Below are 15,407 nucleotides of genomic sequence, written 5' to 3'. Positions count from 1 at the left end.
GGCAGGTAACGGACGGAAGCGTGCGCAAGCACGTCGAACCGGACCCTGACCGGTGCGGCCCCGACCACCTGACCGGTGCGGGGCCCGTCACCTCTTCGGTGACGNGGCCCCGCCCGGATGGCTTGCACTCGAGCAGCTGGTCAGCTGTGGTCGTCGTCCCCGGGGCGCAGCGAGGAGTTCTGCTGCACCTGCATGAGGAACTCCGCGTTGCTGCGGGTCTTCTTGAGCCGGTCGATGAGCAGCTCGATGCCCTGCTGCTGGTCGAGGGCCGCCAGTACCCGGCGCAGCTTCCACATGATCTTGAGCTCCTCGCCCGAGAGGAGGATCTCCTCCTTGCGGGTGCCCGAGTTGTTGATGTCGACCGCGGGGAAGATCCGGCGGTTGGCCAGGCCCCGGTCGAGCTTGAGCTCCATGTTGCCGGTGCCCTTGAACTCCTCGAAGATCACCTCGTCCATGCGCGACCCGGTCTCCACCAGCGCCGTCGCGAGGATGGTCAGCGAGCCACCGTTCTCGATGTTGCGGGCGGCCCCGAAGAACTTCTTGGGCGGGTAGAGCGCGGCGCTGTCGACGCCACCGGACAGGATCCGGCCGCTCGCCGGCGCGGCGAGGTTGTAGGCGCGCCCGAGCTTGGTGATCGAGTCGAGCAGGACGACGACGTCGTGGCCCATCTCGACCAGGCGCTTGGCCCGCTCGATCGCGAGCTCGGCCACCGTGGTGTGGTCCTCCGCCGGCCGGTCGAAGGTCGAGGAGATGACCTCGCCCTTGACCGCGCGCTGCATGTCGGTGACCTCTTCGGGCCGCTCGTCGACGAGGACGACCATGAGGTGGCACTCGGGGTTGTTGGTCGTGATGGCGTTGGCGATGGCCTGCATGACCATGGTCTTGCCCGCCTTGGCCGGGGCGACGATGAGCCCGCGCTGGCCCTTGCCGATCGGCGCCACCAGGTCGATGACCCTGGTGGTGAGCAGGTGCGGGTCGGTCTCCAGGCGCAGCCGCTGCTGGGGGTAGAGCGGCGTCAGCTTGCCGAACTCGACCCGCTTGCGGGCCTCCTCCGGCGACATGCCGTTGACCGTGTCGAGGCGCACCAGGGCGTTGAACTTCTGGCGCTGGTTCTGCTGCTGGTCGTCCGCGTGGGCCTTGACCGCACCGGTGACGGCGTCACCCTTGCGCATGCCGTTCTTCTTGACGGTGCCCAACGGGACGTAGACGTCGTTCGCCCCGGGCAGGTAGCCGGAGGTGCGGACGAAGGCGTAGTTCTCCAGCACGTCGAGGATGCCGGCCACGGGGACGAGCACGTCGTCCTCGGCCACCTGGGGCTCGTTGTCGTAGTCGCCGTACTCGCGGCCGCGACCGCGCTTGTCACGGTTGCGGTTGCGGTTGCGGTTGCGTCGACGGCCGCCACGACCGTCCTCGTCGTCGCCGTAGCCCTGGTTCTGGCCCTGGCCCCCCTGACCGTCCTGCTGCTGGTCGCGCTGGCCCTGCTGACGGTCGGTGCGCTCGGGCTGCTGGCGGTCGTTGCGCTCGCCCTGCTGGTCGCGCTGACCCTGGCGGTCGCCGCGCTCGGCCTGCTGGCGGTCGTTGCGCTCGCCCTGCTGGTCGCGCTGACCCTGGCGGTCGTTGCGCTCGCCCTGCTGGTCGCGCTGACCCTGGCGGTCGCCGCGCTCGGGCTGCTGGCGGTCGCCGCGCTCGGGCTGCTGGCGGTCGCCGCGCTCGTTGCGGTCACCGCGCTCGCCCTGCTGGCGGTCGTCGCGAGTGGGCTGGCGGTCGTCCTGCTGGCGCTCGACCGCGGCCTCGCGGGACTGCTGGCGCTCCTCGCGCTGCTGCTGGGTGCGCTCACGGCGCTCGCCGCGCTCGCGACGGGCACGGGGGGCACCGTCCTGCGTGGGCGCGGCCTGCGACGGGGCCTGGGCGGAGTCGGCCTGCGCGACCTCGGCAGAGGGGGTGCTCTGCTGCTGGGAGGCCGGCGCGGTCGCGGTCTCGGTGGCCACGGAACGGCCGTGGTCGTTGCGCGGCGCCGGGCCACCGGACTGGCGGTCCTTGATGGCGGTGACGAGGTCACCCTTGCGCATCTTGGCGGTGCCGGTGATGCCCATGCTCGCGGCGAGCCCCTGGAGCTCGGCCACCTTCATGGTGCTCAGCGCGCCGGAACGGCGAGGCTTCTCGTCCTGCGACGACGCAGTGTCGAGAGTGGTGGTGTCTGTCACGAAGGATCCTTCCCCCTCGTATGCGGCCGGGTTCAGATCCCGGGCCGGTGCTTGGGTCAGGCAACGCTGACCGGTGGAGCCACATGCGGCACAGCGAGGCAGGCGGCCTCAAGGCCGCCAGCATGTGGAGGGTGCGACCCGCTGGTGGATGGGCGAAGGGGCGCCATCGGCTGCGGGTGCGTGCTCAATGTAACACCGTTGCCCCTGCCAGAAGTCCAACGTGCCCAGATTGTCGCCTCAGGGCCGGAGGCGCCTGACCTGCGCACCTGTGGACGGCACGCCGGGCGACAGGACGTCCCAGGCGTCGTCGACGAGGGCCTCCACGCCGTCGACCGGGCCGACGGTCGAGAGCACGAGGACCGAGGGGCCGGCGCCGGAGATGACGGCGGCGTGCCCGGCGGCCCGCAGCCGGTCGACGACCTCCATCGACCCGCCGAACGACTCGCGCCGGGCCTCCTGGTGGAGCCACTCCCGGGTGCCGGCCAGCAGGTGCTCCGGGTGCGCGGTCAGGGCCTGCACGAGCAGCGCCGCCCGCGCCGAGTTGAGCGCCGCGTCGCCGTGCCGGACGTGGGTCGGCAGCACCGAGCGGGCCTTCGCGGTGGACAGCTGCTTCGCCGGCACCAGGACGAGCACGCGCACGTCGGGGTGCAGGTCCAGCTGCAGGGTGTGCGTGGGGTCGTCGCCGCCGTCGGACCACGACAGGGTGAGGCCCCCGAAGACGGAGGCCGAGGAGTTGTCCGGGTGACCCTCCATGCGCGCGGCCAGCGTGTTGGTGAAGGCGAGGTCGACGTCGCCCTCGCACCCGCGGGATACGTCGTGAAGTGCCTGGGCCGCAACGATGCCCGTGACGATCGCGGTCGCCGACGAACCGAGGCCCCGCCCGTGGGGCACCTCGTTGCGGCACCGCAGGGAGAGGCCGAGAGGTGCAGCCACGCCGAGCTCGTCCCACGCCCGCAGCATCGAGCGGTGCACGAGGTGGGTGGCGTCGAGGGGCACCTCCCCCGCGCCCTGGCCCTCGACCTCGATCAGCAGCCCGGGTGCCTCGGTGACGGTGGCGACACAGGTGTCCCAGAGCCCGAGTGCCAGCCCCACCGAGTCGAAGCCGGGCCCGAGGTTGGCGCTGCTGGCCGGCACCCGCACCTCGACGGCCGCCCCCGCTCGCAGGGCAGCCGCCATCAGCCGTCCAGCCCCAGCGCTTGCGCGGCGGTGAACGCGTCGACCGGCACCCGCGTCGGCGTGACGTCGGATCCGTCGGCGTTGCGCAGGGCCCACTGCGGGTCCTTGAGGCCGTGGCCCGTGACGGTGCAGACGATCCTGGCCCCGGCGGGCACGTGCCCTGCCTCGGCGGCCTGCAGGAGCCCGGCGACGGACGCAGCGGAACCCGGCTCCACGAAGATGCCCTCACGCGAGGACAGCACCCGGTGGGCGTGCAGGATCTGCTCGTCGGTCACCGACTCGATCCGCCCGCCGGACTCGTCGCGGGCGGCCTCCGCCTGCTTCCACGAGGCCGGGTTGCCGATGCGGATCGCGGTGGCGACGGTGTCTGGCTCGTCGACCGGGTGGCCGAGGACGATCGGCGCCGCACCCGCGGCCTGGAAGCCCCACATCTGCGGCAGCCGCGTCGCCGGGCCGGGCTGGTCGGAGTCGCGGTGGTACTCGCGGTAGCCCTTCCAGTAGGCGGTGATGTTGCCGGCGTTGCCGACGGGGAGGCAGTGGATCTCAGGGGCGTCGCCGAGGGCGTCGACGACCTCGAAGGAGGCGGTCTTCTGCCCCTCGATGCGAGCGGGGTTGACCGAGTTGACCAGTTCGACGGGGTAGGCCTCGGCGAGCTTGCGGGCCAGCGTGAGGCAGGCGTCGAAGTTGCCGTCGACCTGCAGGAGGGTCGCCCCGTGGGCGATGGCCTGGCTGAGCTTGCCCATCGCGATCTTGCCGTCCGGGACGAGGACCGCACACGCCATACCCGCCTTGGTGGCGTAGGCCGCGGCGCTGGCGCTCGTGTTGCCCGTCGACGCGCAGATGACGGCCTTGGCGCCGTTGCGTGCGGCGACCGAGATCGCGGCCGTCATGCCCCGGTCCTTGAAGGAGCCGGTGGGGTTGAGCCCCTCGTACTTCACCCAGACGTCCGCCCCGGTGAGGGACGACAGGTGCTCCGCGGGGATGAGCGGTGTGCCGCCCTCCTGCAGCGTCACCACCGGCGCTCCGGCGAGCGTCGGGAGGCGGTCGGCGTACTCGCGGATGACGCCCTTCCACAACGTGGCCATCAGGCGCCCTCCACCCTCATCACGGAGGTGACCTCGCGCACGGTGTCGAGCGCGGCGAGGGCCTCCACCGTCGCGGACAGCGCGGCATCGGGGGCGGTGTGGGTGACGACGACGAGGCTGGCCTCGGTGGGCGCCCCGCCCTCCCCCTCGACCACCTTCTGGCGCACCGTCTCGATCGAGACGTCGTGGGCGGCGAACGCGGTGGCGACCTGGGCGAGCACGCCCGGGCGGTCGGCCACGGCGAGGCTGATGTGGTACCGCGTGAGGGCCTGGCCCATGCTCAGGACGGGCAGGTCGGCGTACGCCGACTCCCCCGGGCCGCGGCCTCCGCCGACCCGGTGGCGCGCCACGGCGACGACATCGCCGAGGACCGCGCTGGCGGTCGGGTCGCCGCCGGCACCCTTGCCGTAGAACATGAGCTGGCCGGCTGCGTCAGCCTCGACGAAGACCGCGTTGAACGCGTCGCGGACGCCACCGAGCGGGTGCGACCGCGGGATCATCGCCGGGTGGACCCGGACGCTGACCCCGGGCGCGGGCCGGCCGTCAGGACCGGCTGCCTCGGTGCGCTCGCAGATCGCGAGCAGCTTGACGACACAGTCCATCTCGCGCGCGGCCTGCACATCGGCAGCGCTGACCTCGGTGATGCCCTCGCGGTGGACCTGGTCGCTGGAGACCCGCGTGTGGAACGCCAGCGACGCCAGGATCGCGGCCTTCGCGGCGGCGTCGAAACCCTCGACGTCGGCGGTGGGGTCGGCCTCGGCGTAGCCGAGCGCCTGGGCCTGCTCGACGGCCTCGGCGAAGCCCATGCCGGTCGTGTCCATCTTGTCGAGGACGTAGTTGGTGGTGCCGTTGACGATGCCGAGGACCTTGCGCACGTCGTCGCCCGCGAGGGACTCACGGATGGGGCGCAGGATCGGTATGGCGCCCGCGACCGCGGCCTCGTAGTAGAGGTCCACGCCGTGCATCGCTGCCGAGGCGTAGAGGCTCGGGCCGGCCTCGGCGAGCAGCGCCTTGTTGGCTGACACGACCGACGCCCCGTGGGCCATGGCCTTCTCGATCAAGCCCTTGGCCGGCTCGATGCCGCCGATGACCTCGATGACGATGTCGGCGCGGGTGACGAGCGAGTCGGCGTCGGTGGTGAACAGCGACGGGTCGACGGGGAGGTCCGAGCGGTCGCGGCCGGCGCGCCGTACGGCGATGCCCACGAGCTCGAGCGGTCGGCCGACCCGCGCCGCCAGGTCGTCGGCGTGGTCCACGAGCATGCGGGCCACCGAGGACCCCACCACCCCACACCCGAGCAGGGCGACGCGCAGCGGCTCGCCTGCCGCGGCAATCTGGCTGTCACTCACGAGTGCTCCTCAGCGCCCCGAGGGGCTTGGTGTGCGTGCGGCCCATGGTGCCGCGTGACCACGTCGTGGACGCTCATTGTTCCGTCATCCGGACGATCTTGCGCCGGGGCGGACCCGTTGCGGGAGATCTCCTCACCCGACATCCAGCGCCAGCAGATCCTCCACCGTCTCGCGCCGCACGATGACGCGCGCCTGCCCGTCGCGCACCGCGATGACGGGGGGCCGCGGGGTGTGGTTGTACTGGCTGGCCATGCTGCGGCAGTAGGCCCCCGTGCCGGGGACGGCGAGCAGGTCCCCTGCCGTCACGTCGTCGGGCAGGTACTCGTCCATGACCACGATGTCGCCGCTCTCGCAGTGCCTGCCCACCACCCGGGCGAGGCGCGGTGCCGCGTCCGAGCGGCGGCTGGCCAGGGTGCACGAGTAGTCGGCGTCGTAGAGCGCTGTGCGGATGTTGTCGCTCATGCCGCCGTCGACCGACACGTAGGTGCGCTTCGCGCTGCCGCCGAGGTCGACGTCCTTGACGGTCCCCACCTCGTAGAGCGTGAACGTGCTGGGGCCGGCGATGGCCCGGCCCGGCTCGATCGACACTTTCGGGGCGGGGGTGCCGGGGCTGCCGTCGCCGACGGTCTTGAGCTCCCGCGCCACCAGGCCGGCCATCTGCTCGCCGAGCTGTCGCGGCGTCAGGGGCTCGTGCTCGGAGGTGTAGGCGATGCCGTAGCCGCCGCCGAGGTCGAGCTCGGGCATGTGCACCCCGTGGACGCGGGCCACCTCTGCGTGCAGCCCGATGAGTCGCCGCGCGGAGACCTCGAACCCCGACGTGTCGAAGATCTGCGAGCCGATGTGGGAGTGCAGGCCGAGCAGGTCGAGGGTCTCGGCGTGCTCGAGGATCCGGGCGATGGCCTCCGCCGCCCGTCCCCCGGCGAGGGAGAAGCCGAACTTCTGGTCCTCGTGGGCGGTCGCGATGAACTCGTGGGTGTGGGCCTCGACGCCCACCGTCACGCGCACCATCACCGGCGCGGGGACCCCGAGCTCGGCCGCCACCGCGGCGATGCGCTCGATCTCCTCGAACGAGTCCACCACGATCCGGCCCACGCCGTAGTCGAGTGCCTGGCGGATCTCGGCGACGCTCTTGTTGTTGCCGTGCAAGCCGATTCGCTGTGCAGGGAACCCCGCGCGCTGCGCGACGGCCAGCTCCCCGCCGGAGCAGACGTCGAGGCACAGGCCCTCGTCGGCCACCCACCGCGCGACCTCGGTGCACAGGAACGCCTTGCCCGCGTAGTAGACGTCGACTCCCCCGAGCTCGGCGAACGGCTCGGCGAAGTCGTCGCGGAACGCCCGCGCCCGCGCACGGAAGTCCTCCTCGTCCAGGACGTAGGCAGCCGTGCCGAACTCGCGCGCGATGCTCACGACGTCGAGGCCGCCGACGGTCAGGCGCCCTTCGTCGTCACGCGTGACGGTCTGGGGCCACAGCTGCGGCATCAGCTCGTTGACGTCGCCGGGCGTGGGCAGCCAGTGCGGTGGCCCGCCGTAACCCTCGGCGTGGAGGGCACCGGCCTCGTGAGCGCGCATGGGCTACATCCTGTCTGGTGCGGAGACCCCCAGGAGGTCCAGTCCGTTGGCCAAGACCTGACGCGTCGCGTCGTTGAGCCACAGCCGGCTGCGGTGCAGGTCGGTGACCTCCTCGTCGGCGGTCATCGGCCGCACGCGGCAGGTGTCGTACCACTTGTGGAAGTGGCCCGCGAGGTCCTCCAGGTAGCGCGCGACGCGGTGCGGCTCGCGCAGGTGGGCCGCCTGGGCGACGACCCGGGGGAAGTCGCCGAGGATGGCCAACAGCGCCGCCTCGGTGGGGTCGCCCAGGAGCGACGGGTCGAAGCCGTCCTCACGCCGTACGCCGTCCTCCCCCGCCAGCCGTGCGACGTTGGACGTCCGGGCGTGGGCGTACTGCACGTAGAAGACCGGGTTGTCGTTGGTCTGCTTGCGCAGCTCCTCGCCGTCGAGCGACAGCGGGCTGTCGGCCGGGTAGCGCGACAGGGAGTAGCGGATCGCGTCGGTGCCGATCCAGCCGATGAGGTCGCGCAGCTCGATGATGTTGCCGGCGCGCTTGGACAGCTTGGCGCCGCCGAGGTTGACCAGCTGGCCGATCTGCACCTCGATGTTGTGCTCCGGGTCGTCGCCGGCGCAGGCCGCGATGGCCTTGAGCCGGTTGATGTAGCCGTGGTGGTCGGCGCCGAGGAGGTAGATCTTCTCGTCGAAGCCCCGGTCCTTCTTGGACAGGTAGTAGGCGGCGTCGGCGGCGAAGTAGGTCGGCTCGCCGTTGGCCCGGATCAGCACCCGGTCCTTGTCGTCGGTGAAGTCGGTCGTGCGCAGCCAGACCGCGCCGTCCTCGTCGAAGACGTGGCCCTGCTCGCGCAGTCGCTCCACAGCCTGCTCGACGGCACCGGCATCGTGCAGCGCGGCCTCGGAGAACCACACGTCGAAGTGCACCCCGAAGTCGGCGAGCGTGGCCTTGATGTCCTGCAGCTGCGCGGCGTACGCGAGCCGGCGCACCTCGGCGAGCGCCTCGTCGGCGGGGAGCTCGAGCAGGTCGGGCCTGGCCGCGAGCGCCTGCGCGGCGAGGTCGTCGATGTAGGCGCCGGGGTACCCGCCCTCGGGCGTGGGCTCACCCTTGGCCCTGGCGAGGACCGAGGCGGCGAACTTGTCCATCTGGGCGCCGGCGTCGTTGATGTAGTACTCGGCCGTGACCGTCGCGCCGGACGCCTTGAGGAGCCGGCTCATCGCGTCGCCCAGGGCCGCCCAGCGGGTGTGCCCCAGGTGCAGCGGGCCGGTCGGGTTGGCCGAGATGTACTCGAGGTTGATGACGTGTCCGGCCTCGGAGTCGTTGTGGCCGTAGGTCGTTCCCGCCTCGACGATGCTGCGGGCGAGCTCCCCCGCCGATGCCGCGTCGAGCGTGATGTTGAGGAACCCGGGTCCGGCGATGTCGACGGCCTTGACCCCGTCGACCCGGCCGAGCCGGTCGGCGAGCAGCGCCGCGACGTCGCGCGGCGGCATACCGGCGCCCTTGGCCAGCTGCAGCGCGACGTTGGTGGACCAGTCGCCGTGGTCGCGGTTCCTCGGTCGCTCCACGCGCACCTCCGCGGACACGTCCACGACGAGGTCACCTGCGGCGACGGCGTCGGTGAGGGCGGTGCGCAGGGCAGCAGAAAGCTGTTCGGGGGTCACCGGGCAAGTCTAGGGCGACCTCAGGCGCCCACGGTGTGACCCCTGCCGCCCGCCATGTAGCCGCGGACGAGGTCGATGATGTCCTCGGGGTCGAACGGCTTGGAGACGAAGGCGTCGAAGCCGGAGGCGCGGGCCTGCACCCGGTCGTGCTGCTGCACCGAGGCCGTCACCATGATCACCGGGATGTCGGCCAGCCGCGGGTCGGCGCGGATGCGGCTGATGGCCCACCAGCCGTCGCGCGGCTCCATCTGCGCGTCGAGGGTGACCACCCCCGGCAGCGTCTCGCCGTGGTCGGCCCGGCGGGTCAGCACCTCGAGCAGCTCGCCGCCCTCGCTGGCCTCCTCGACCTCGAAGCCCTCGAGCTCCAGGTTGACCCGGATGAGGCGACGGATCGGCTCCGTGTCGTCGCAGACCACCACGAGTCCCCCGGGTTCCATGGAGCACACCCTAGGCTGCTAACCTCACCGAGCGCGTCCATCACCGGACGTGCATCGGCCCCCGTAGCTCAGGGGATAGAGCACCGCCCTCCGGAGGCGGGAGCGCAGGTTCGAATCCTGCCGGGGGCACCCAAAAAGGGCCGACCGCGACGCGGTCGGCCCTTCGCCGTGTCCGGACCGCACCCACCCCGCGTCGAGGTGGTGGCAGATCGTCCCGACCCGGCCCGGACAGGACGGTTTGCCACCACCTCGGCGAGGTTCCCGGGCGTCGCGGACCCGGGCCTGTGGATGACTGCGGACCGGTATGGCGCGCCTGCGCCACCCTGCGGTGCATGCCCGGTCGACCGACGCCCCTGCCCGCCACCCTGGCCGGCCGCGCGTTCAGCACCACCCAGGCAGCCGCGGCCGGCCTGACCGAGGGCCGCCTTCGTGGCGCCGACCTCGAGCGCCCCTTCCACGGCGTACGCCGCGTGGCCGCGACCGCAGGAGACCCGTCGCTCCGCGACCCGGGTGGGCCAGTCCTCGACGTCCGGGCGCAGGTACAGGCAGACGCCTGCGCGGCGGCGCTCGTGCTGCCGGACGACGCCGCCTTCTCGCACTGCACCGCGGCCCTGCTCCACGGCATACCGCTCCCCCGCAGCCACGAGCACGTCCGGCCACTGCACGTCATGCGCCCGACCGGGCGCAACCCGGTCGACCGCCCCGGCGTCACCCCGCACCTCGGCCTCCAGTCGCGCCACCTGGTGGTCGTGCGTGGGCTGCGCCTGGTCTCGATGGCCGACACGTGGGTCGACCTCGGCAGCCTGCTGGGCGTGGAGGACCTCGTCGTCGCCGGCGACCGGGTGGCGCGGCTGGCGGGGAGCACCGAGCCGCTGCGGCTGGCCCTCGACCGCCGCGGTCGGGGCGCCCGGGGCGTCCGCGGGCTTCGTGAGGCCCTGGCGTGGGTGAGGGTCGGGGCCGACTCGGCCATGGAGACGCGCAGCCGCCTGCTCTTCTGTCGTCACGGCCTGCCCGAGCCCGAGGTCAACGTCGCGGTGATGGCGGCCGACGGGTCGGGCTTCCTGTGCCGGGGCGACTTCGTCTGGCGAGAGCGCAAGGTGGTCGCGGAGTACCAGGGCGCTCACCACTTCGGCAACTTCCGCCGGGGCGACGACGACATCAGCCGCCGGCTGCTCGTGGAGGACGACGGCTGGAAGTACGTCGAGCTGACCCGCTCCGACCACACCAACCCGGCTCGGCGACACGCCCTCCTGCGCCGGCTGGCTGCCTACCTCGGCGTCGAGGTGGTGGCAGATCGCCCTCACCCCGCCTGGACGGGACGGTTTGACACCACCTCGACGTGTGAGGGGGGCGAGGTCCGGGCTGACGGGTGACCTCGACGTGTGGGTGAGGCGAGGCGCAGGTGGCGGAGGGCGGCTCAGCGCTGGGAGGCGTCGGTGACCTCGCCGACGAGCTCCTCGATGACGTCCTCCAGGAAGACGACGCCGATGGTCACCCCGTCGGTGTCGACCACCCGGGCCAGGTGGGCGCCCGTCAGCTGCATGGTCCGCAGCACGTCCTCGACCTCGTCCGCTGCCTGGACGGTCGCCAGCTTGCGGACGCGCTTGACCGGGACGGCGATGTCGCGCTCGGTGTCGTCGGCGTAGAGCACGTCCTTGAGGTGCAGGTAGCCGGCGAGCCCGCCCGCGCGGTCGACGAGCGGGTAGCGCGAGAAGCCGCGCTTGGCCACCAGCCGCTCGACGTCGTCGGGCGTGGCGGTGACCGGCAGGGTCACGAGGTCGTCGAGCGGCACGGCGACGTCGACCGCGTCCTTGTCGCTGAACTCCAGCGCCGCACCGACCAGCCCGTGCTGGCCCTCCTCGATCAGCCCCTCGTGGTGGCTCTCGGCGAGGATGTGCTCGACCTCCTCGACCGTGAACGTCGAGGTGATCTCGTCCTTGGGCTCGACCCCGAACAACCGGACCAGCGCCTTCGCCAGGTGCTCCATCACCGAGATGACGGGCCGCAGCGCGCGGGTGATGACCAGCAGCACCGGCACCAGGACCAGCGCCGAGCGCTCGGGTCCGGCGAGCGCGAGGTTCTTGGGGATCATCTCGCCGACCACGACGTGCAGGTAGACGACGATGAGCAGCGCGAGCGCCAGGGCCGCCCCGTCGGCGACCCCGGTCGGGAGCGACAGGTGCCTGACCACGGGCTCGAGGGCGTGGTGCAGGGCCGCCTCGGAGATGGCACCGAGCAGCACCGAGCAGACGGTGATGCCGAGCTGGGCGCAGGCGAGCAGCGACCCCATCTGCTCGAGGGCGTCGAGGCAGGTCTGGGCGCGGCGCGACCCCGCGGCGGCCAGCGGCTCCAGGGTGGAGCGGCGGGCGGCCATCGCCGCGAACTCGGCCCCGACGAAGAACGCGTTGAGCAGGAGCAGCAGGACCGTCACCCAGACGGCGGCGACGCTCACGGCCGCTCTCCCTCGGACTGGGCGGACGCCGTACCCGTCGACGGGGCACCACCAGCATCGACCTCGCCCTCAGCGGGCTCCTGCGCGCGGAACCGCAGCCGGTCCGCGCGCATCCCGTCCATGGCCAGGACCGTGATCTCCCACCCGGGGATGCTCACCGTGTCGCCGACGACGGGTATGCGCCCGAGCTCGGCCATCACGAACCCGCCCGTGGTCTCGTAGGCGGGACCGTCGGGCACCTCGGCGCCGAGGCGGTCGCGCACCTCGTCGGGGCGCCAGAGCCCGGGCACGGTCCACGACCCGTCGGTGAGCTCGCGGCCGGTCGTCCGGAACACGTCGTGCTCGTCGGACACCTCCCCCACGATCTCCTCGACGACGTCCTCGAGGGTGACGATGCCGGCGGTCCCGCCGTACTCGTCGACCACGATGGCGAGCTGCAGGCCGTGCTCGCGCAGCATGAGCAGCAGCGGGTCGAGCCGGATCGTCTCGGGCACGAGCAGCGGCGGCACCATCAGCGCGGAGACGGGGACGTCGGCGCGCCGTTCGTGCGGGACGGCGATGGCGCGCTTGACGTGGACGACGCCGTCGATGTCGTCCCAGTCCTCGCCGGTGACGGGGAAGCGGGAGTGGCCGGTACGGCGCGCGAGCCGGACGACGTCGTCGGCGGTCGCGGTGCGCTCGATGGACGACGACCGGGCGCGCGGGCTCATCACGTCGGCCGCGGTCTGCTCACCGAAGCCGAGGGACCGGGTGACGAGCCGGGCCGTCCCCTCGTCGAGGGTGCCCGCCTCGGCCGAGCGGCGGACCAGGGAGGCGAGCTCCTGCGGGGTCCGCGCCCCGGACAGCTCCTCCTGCGGGGTGATGCCGAGGGCGCGCAGGAAGAGGTTGGCGGAGCCGTTGAGGACCACGATCAGCGGGCGCGAGACGAGGGCGAACGCGCGGACCGGCATCGTCACGACCTTGGCCGTGGCCAGGGGCGCCGATATCCCCAGGAACTGCGGCAGCAGCTCGCCGAAGACCATGGAGAACACGGTGGCGATGGCCAGGGCGAGCGTCGAGGAGACGGAGTCGAGGGTGGTCCCGGCGAGCCCGAGCGCCCCGAGCGGCGTCTGCAGGAGCTTGCCCAGCGACGGGGTGGTGAGGAAACCGAGGACCAGGGTGGTCAGCGTGATGCCCACCTGCGCCGCGGACAGCTGCGTCGACAGCCGGCGCAGCGACCCCAGCACCGTCTCGGCGCGACCGTCGCCGGCGTCGATCGCCTTCTGCACCGTCGGGCGGTCCAGCGCGACGAGCGAGAACTCGGTCGCCACGAAGACAGCGGTCCCGGCCGTCAACCCCACGCCGGCAAGGACCAGCAACCATTCGGTCATAGTGCGGCCATCCTAGGGTCGCGCGACGCGCCGGGGACAAACCGCGTTGACCCTCCCCCCGCGTCAGTTGGGAGGATGGCGCCCATGCACCTGAGACCGGGGGAACGATGACCACCACCACACCGACCACACCGACGAGCGGCGCGCACGGCGCCGGGCGCATCGAGGTCCGCAACCTCACCAAGCGCTTCGGCAGCTTCACCGCCGTCGACGACCTGTCCTTCACCGTCGAGCCCGGCCGCATCACCGGCTTCCTCGGGCCCAACGGCGCCGGCAAGACCACGACCCTGCGCATGCTGCTCGGGCTCGTGCGTCCCACGTCCGGCACGGCCACCATCGGCGGCCACGCCTACCACGAGATCGCGGCCCCCCTGCGGGTCGTCGGTTCGGCCCTCGAGGCGACCAACTTCCACCCGGGCCGCTCCGGGCGCGACCACCTGCGGGTGCTCGCGGACACCTGCGGCATCGGCACCGCCCGGGTCGACGAGATGCTCGAGCTCGTCGGCATCCCCGCGGCGGCCCGCAAGCGGGCGGGCGGCTACTCGATGGGTATGCGGCAGCGCCTCGGCCTCGCCGCGGCCATGCTCGGCGACCCCGAGGTCCTGATCCTCGACGAACCGGCCAACGGCCTCGACCCCGAGGGCATCCGCTGGCTGCGCGGGTTCCTGCGCCACCTGTCCAGCCAGGGCAAGACCATCCTCGTCTCGAGCCACATGCTCCAGGAGGTCGAGCAGACCGTCGACGACGTCGTCATCATCAGCAACGGCAAGCTCGTCCAGCAGGGCCCGATGGCCGACCTGCACGGCGAGGCGCGCTCCCTGGTCCGCACCTCCTCCACCGACGAGCTCGCCGGCGCCCTGCGGGTGGCCGACGTCACGAGCGAGGTGCAGCCCGACGGCGGGCTCATGGTCCACACGGGCGACCTGCGCCTCGTCGGTGACGTGGCCCTGCGGGCAGGCCTTCCGGTCTACGAGCTGCGCAGCGCCACCAGCGACCTGGAGGCCGTCTTCTTCGAGCTCACCGAGGGCACCAACCGCAACCTCGGCCAGGGTGGGTCCGCGCCCACGGCACCGTCGACCGACCCGGAAGGGGTGTCTGCCTGATGGGCGGCGCGATCAAGTCCGAGATCCGCAAGATCTTCACGACCCGTCTGTGGTGGGGGCTCGGCCTGGGGATGTTCGTCCTCAGCGCGCTCATCTCGGTGGGCTTCGCTGCCCTGGTCGGCCTCGAGCCGGAGGGCGGCGGCGGTGAGGGCCAGGTCCTGTCGGCGAGCTCGCCGGGTGCCGCCCAGTTCGTCTACTCCGCCGGGTTCATCATCTTCAGCATCGCGGCGCTCTTCCCGCTGGCGCTGGGGGTCCTGCTCATCACCCAGGAGTTCCGCCACAAGACGTTCACGGCGACCGTGCTGTCGACGCCGGTGCGGTGGAAGGTGCTGGTGTCCAAGGTCGTGGCGATCCTGCTGATCAGCGCCGTCTACGCGGTGATCTACGACATCGCGGCCGTGGCCGGTGGCGCGGGGATGCTGTCGATCAAGGGTCACGCGACGTTCCTCGGCAACGGCGAGGTCCAGAAGACGCTGGCCGTCATGATCCTGGCCTTCGTCGTGTGGACGCTGCTCGGCTTCGGCTTCGGGATGCTGGTGCGCAACCAGATCGCCGCGGTCCTCATCGCGGTCGGCATCGCCTTCCTGCTCCAGATGATCCTCAACATCGTGTTCGGGATCCTGGGCTGGACGACCGCGTCGAAGTTCGTCCCGGGCAACCTGACCGCCGGGATGCTCGTCACCAGCGACCCCACCGGGGGCGCGGGCGGGGACGCGAGCCCGTACTTCTCGTGGTGGCTGTCCGCCCTGATCCTCACCGGCTACGCCGCGGTCCTGTCCGTGGTCGGCTCGGTGCTCACGGCACGGCGCGACATCACCTGAGACCCGACAGCACCGCGGCCGTGGGGCCGGTTTCCGTGAGGAGGCCGGCCCCGCGGCATACCCGCAGGTGGGGAGGGGTATGGCGCGGCCGGTGAGCCCCGTCTCGCGGCGGCTCACCCGGATGACGCCGAGCACGCCGACGGGGATAGGCTGGGGGGACCCATTGCCCGTCATTGTCGACGCTACGAAAG

Annotated in this window: 12 protein-coding genes and 1 tRNA gene; 4 read left to right on the top strand and 9 right to left on the bottom strand. The window is 72.2% G+C overall.

From position 1 onward, the window contains the following. Window positions 1-140: 140 nt before the first annotated feature. The 7 genes from rho to ASG70_RS09075 form a co-directional block, all read right to left on the bottom strand. Window positions 141-2,129 carry a transcription termination factor Rho gene (gene rho / locus ASG70_RS09105; RefSeq protein ID WP_369818905.1) on the bottom strand — a complete coding sequence of 663 codons (1,989 nt, stop codon included), beginning with the start codon at window positions 2,127-2,129 and terminating at the stop codon, window positions 141-143. 312 nt (window positions 2,130-2,441) lie between these two features. Next, window positions 2,442-3,380 carry a homoserine kinase gene (gene thrB / locus ASG70_RS09100; RefSeq protein WP_056883515.1) on the bottom strand — a complete coding sequence of 313 codons (939 nt, stop codon included), beginning with the start codon at window positions 3,378-3,380 and terminating at the stop codon, window positions 2,442-2,444. Next, window positions 3,380-4,465 carry a threonine synthase gene (gene thrC, locus ASG70_RS09095; protein WP_056883514.1) on the bottom strand — a complete coding sequence of 362 codons (1,086 nt, stop codon included), beginning with the start codon at window positions 4,463-4,465 and terminating at the stop codon, window positions 3,380-3,382. Before thrC ends, thrB begins: the two co-directional genes overlap by 1 nt. Then, a complete protein-coding gene (locus ASG70_RS09090; protein WP_056883513.1) occupies window positions 4,465-5,814 on the bottom strand; it encodes a homoserine dehydrogenase in 1,350 nt (449 codons plus the stop codon). The genes thrC and ASG70_RS09090 overlap by 1 nt, the downstream gene beginning before the upstream one ends. 132 nt (window positions 5,815-5,946) lie before the next feature. Next, window positions 5,947-7,383, bottom strand: a complete 1,437-nt coding sequence (lysA, locus tag ASG70_RS09085; protein ID WP_056883512.1) for a diaminopimelate decarboxylase — start codon at window positions 7,381-7,383, stop codon at window positions 5,947-5,949. A gap of 3 nt (window positions 7,384-7,386) precedes the next feature. Next, window positions 7,387-9,033, bottom strand: a complete 1,647-nt coding sequence (argS, locus tag ASG70_RS09080) for an arginine--tRNA ligase (RefSeq protein WP_056883511.1) — start codon at window positions 9,031-9,033, stop codon at window positions 7,387-7,389. Window positions 9,034-9,053: 20 nt separating this feature from the next. Then, complete coding sequence (locus tag ASG70_RS09075; RefSeq protein ID WP_056883510.1) at window positions 9,054-9,470, bottom strand: PleD family two-component system response regulator; 417 nt, start codon at window positions 9,468-9,470, stop codon at window positions 9,054-9,056. 57 nt (window positions 9,471-9,527) lie between these two features. Between ASG70_RS09075 and ASG70_RS09070 the strand changes: the two genes are divergently transcribed. Together ASG70_RS09070 and ASG70_RS09065 are read left to right on the top strand one after the other, a co-directional pair. Continuing rightward, window positions 9,528-9,599: transfer RNA gene (locus ASG70_RS09070), tRNA-Arg, on the top strand. Window positions 9,600-9,802: 203 nt separating this feature from the next. Then, a complete protein-coding gene (locus ASG70_RS09065; RefSeq protein WP_056883509.1) occupies window positions 9,803-10,843 on the top strand; it encodes a hypothetical protein in 1,041 nt (346 codons plus the stop codon). Window positions 10,844-10,887: 44 nt separating this feature from the next. Here the strand turns inward: ASG70_RS09065 and ASG70_RS09060 are convergent, their stop codons facing one another. After that, window positions 10,888-11,922 carry a hemolysin family protein gene (locus ASG70_RS09060; protein WP_056883508.1) on the bottom strand — a complete coding sequence of 345 codons (1,035 nt, stop codon included), beginning with the start codon at window positions 11,920-11,922 and terminating at the stop codon, window positions 10,888-10,890. Beyond that, a complete protein-coding gene (locus ASG70_RS09055; protein ID WP_056883507.1) occupies window positions 11,919-13,292 on the bottom strand; it encodes a hemolysin family protein in 1,374 nt (457 codons plus the stop codon). Before ASG70_RS09055 ends, ASG70_RS09060 begins: the two co-directional genes overlap by 4 nt. 107 nt (window positions 13,293-13,399) lie before the next feature. On the opposite strand from ASG70_RS09055, the gene ASG70_RS09050 reads away from it, so the two are divergent. After that, window positions 13,400-14,395: an ABC transporter ATP-binding protein gene (locus ASG70_RS09050; RefSeq protein ID WP_056883506.1), complete on the top strand. Its 996-nt coding sequence runs from the start codon at window positions 13,400-13,402 to the stop codon at window positions 14,393-14,395. Then, window positions 14,395-15,216 (top strand): ABC transporter permease subunit, encoded by an 822-nt coding sequence (locus ASG70_RS09045; protein WP_056883505.1) that lies wholly within the window; start codon window positions 14,395-14,397, stop codon window positions 15,214-15,216. Before ASG70_RS09050 ends, ASG70_RS09045 begins: the two co-directional genes overlap by 1 nt. The last annotated feature ends 191 nt before the right edge of the window (window positions 15,217-15,407 follow it).

This window comes from Phycicoccus sp. Soil748 (genome assembly GCF_001428025.1).
Taxonomy (GTDB): Bacteria; Actinomycetota; Actinomycetes; order Actinomycetales; family Dermatophilaceae; genus Pedococcus.
This window is presented reverse-complemented; position numbering and strand designations above follow the sequence as displayed.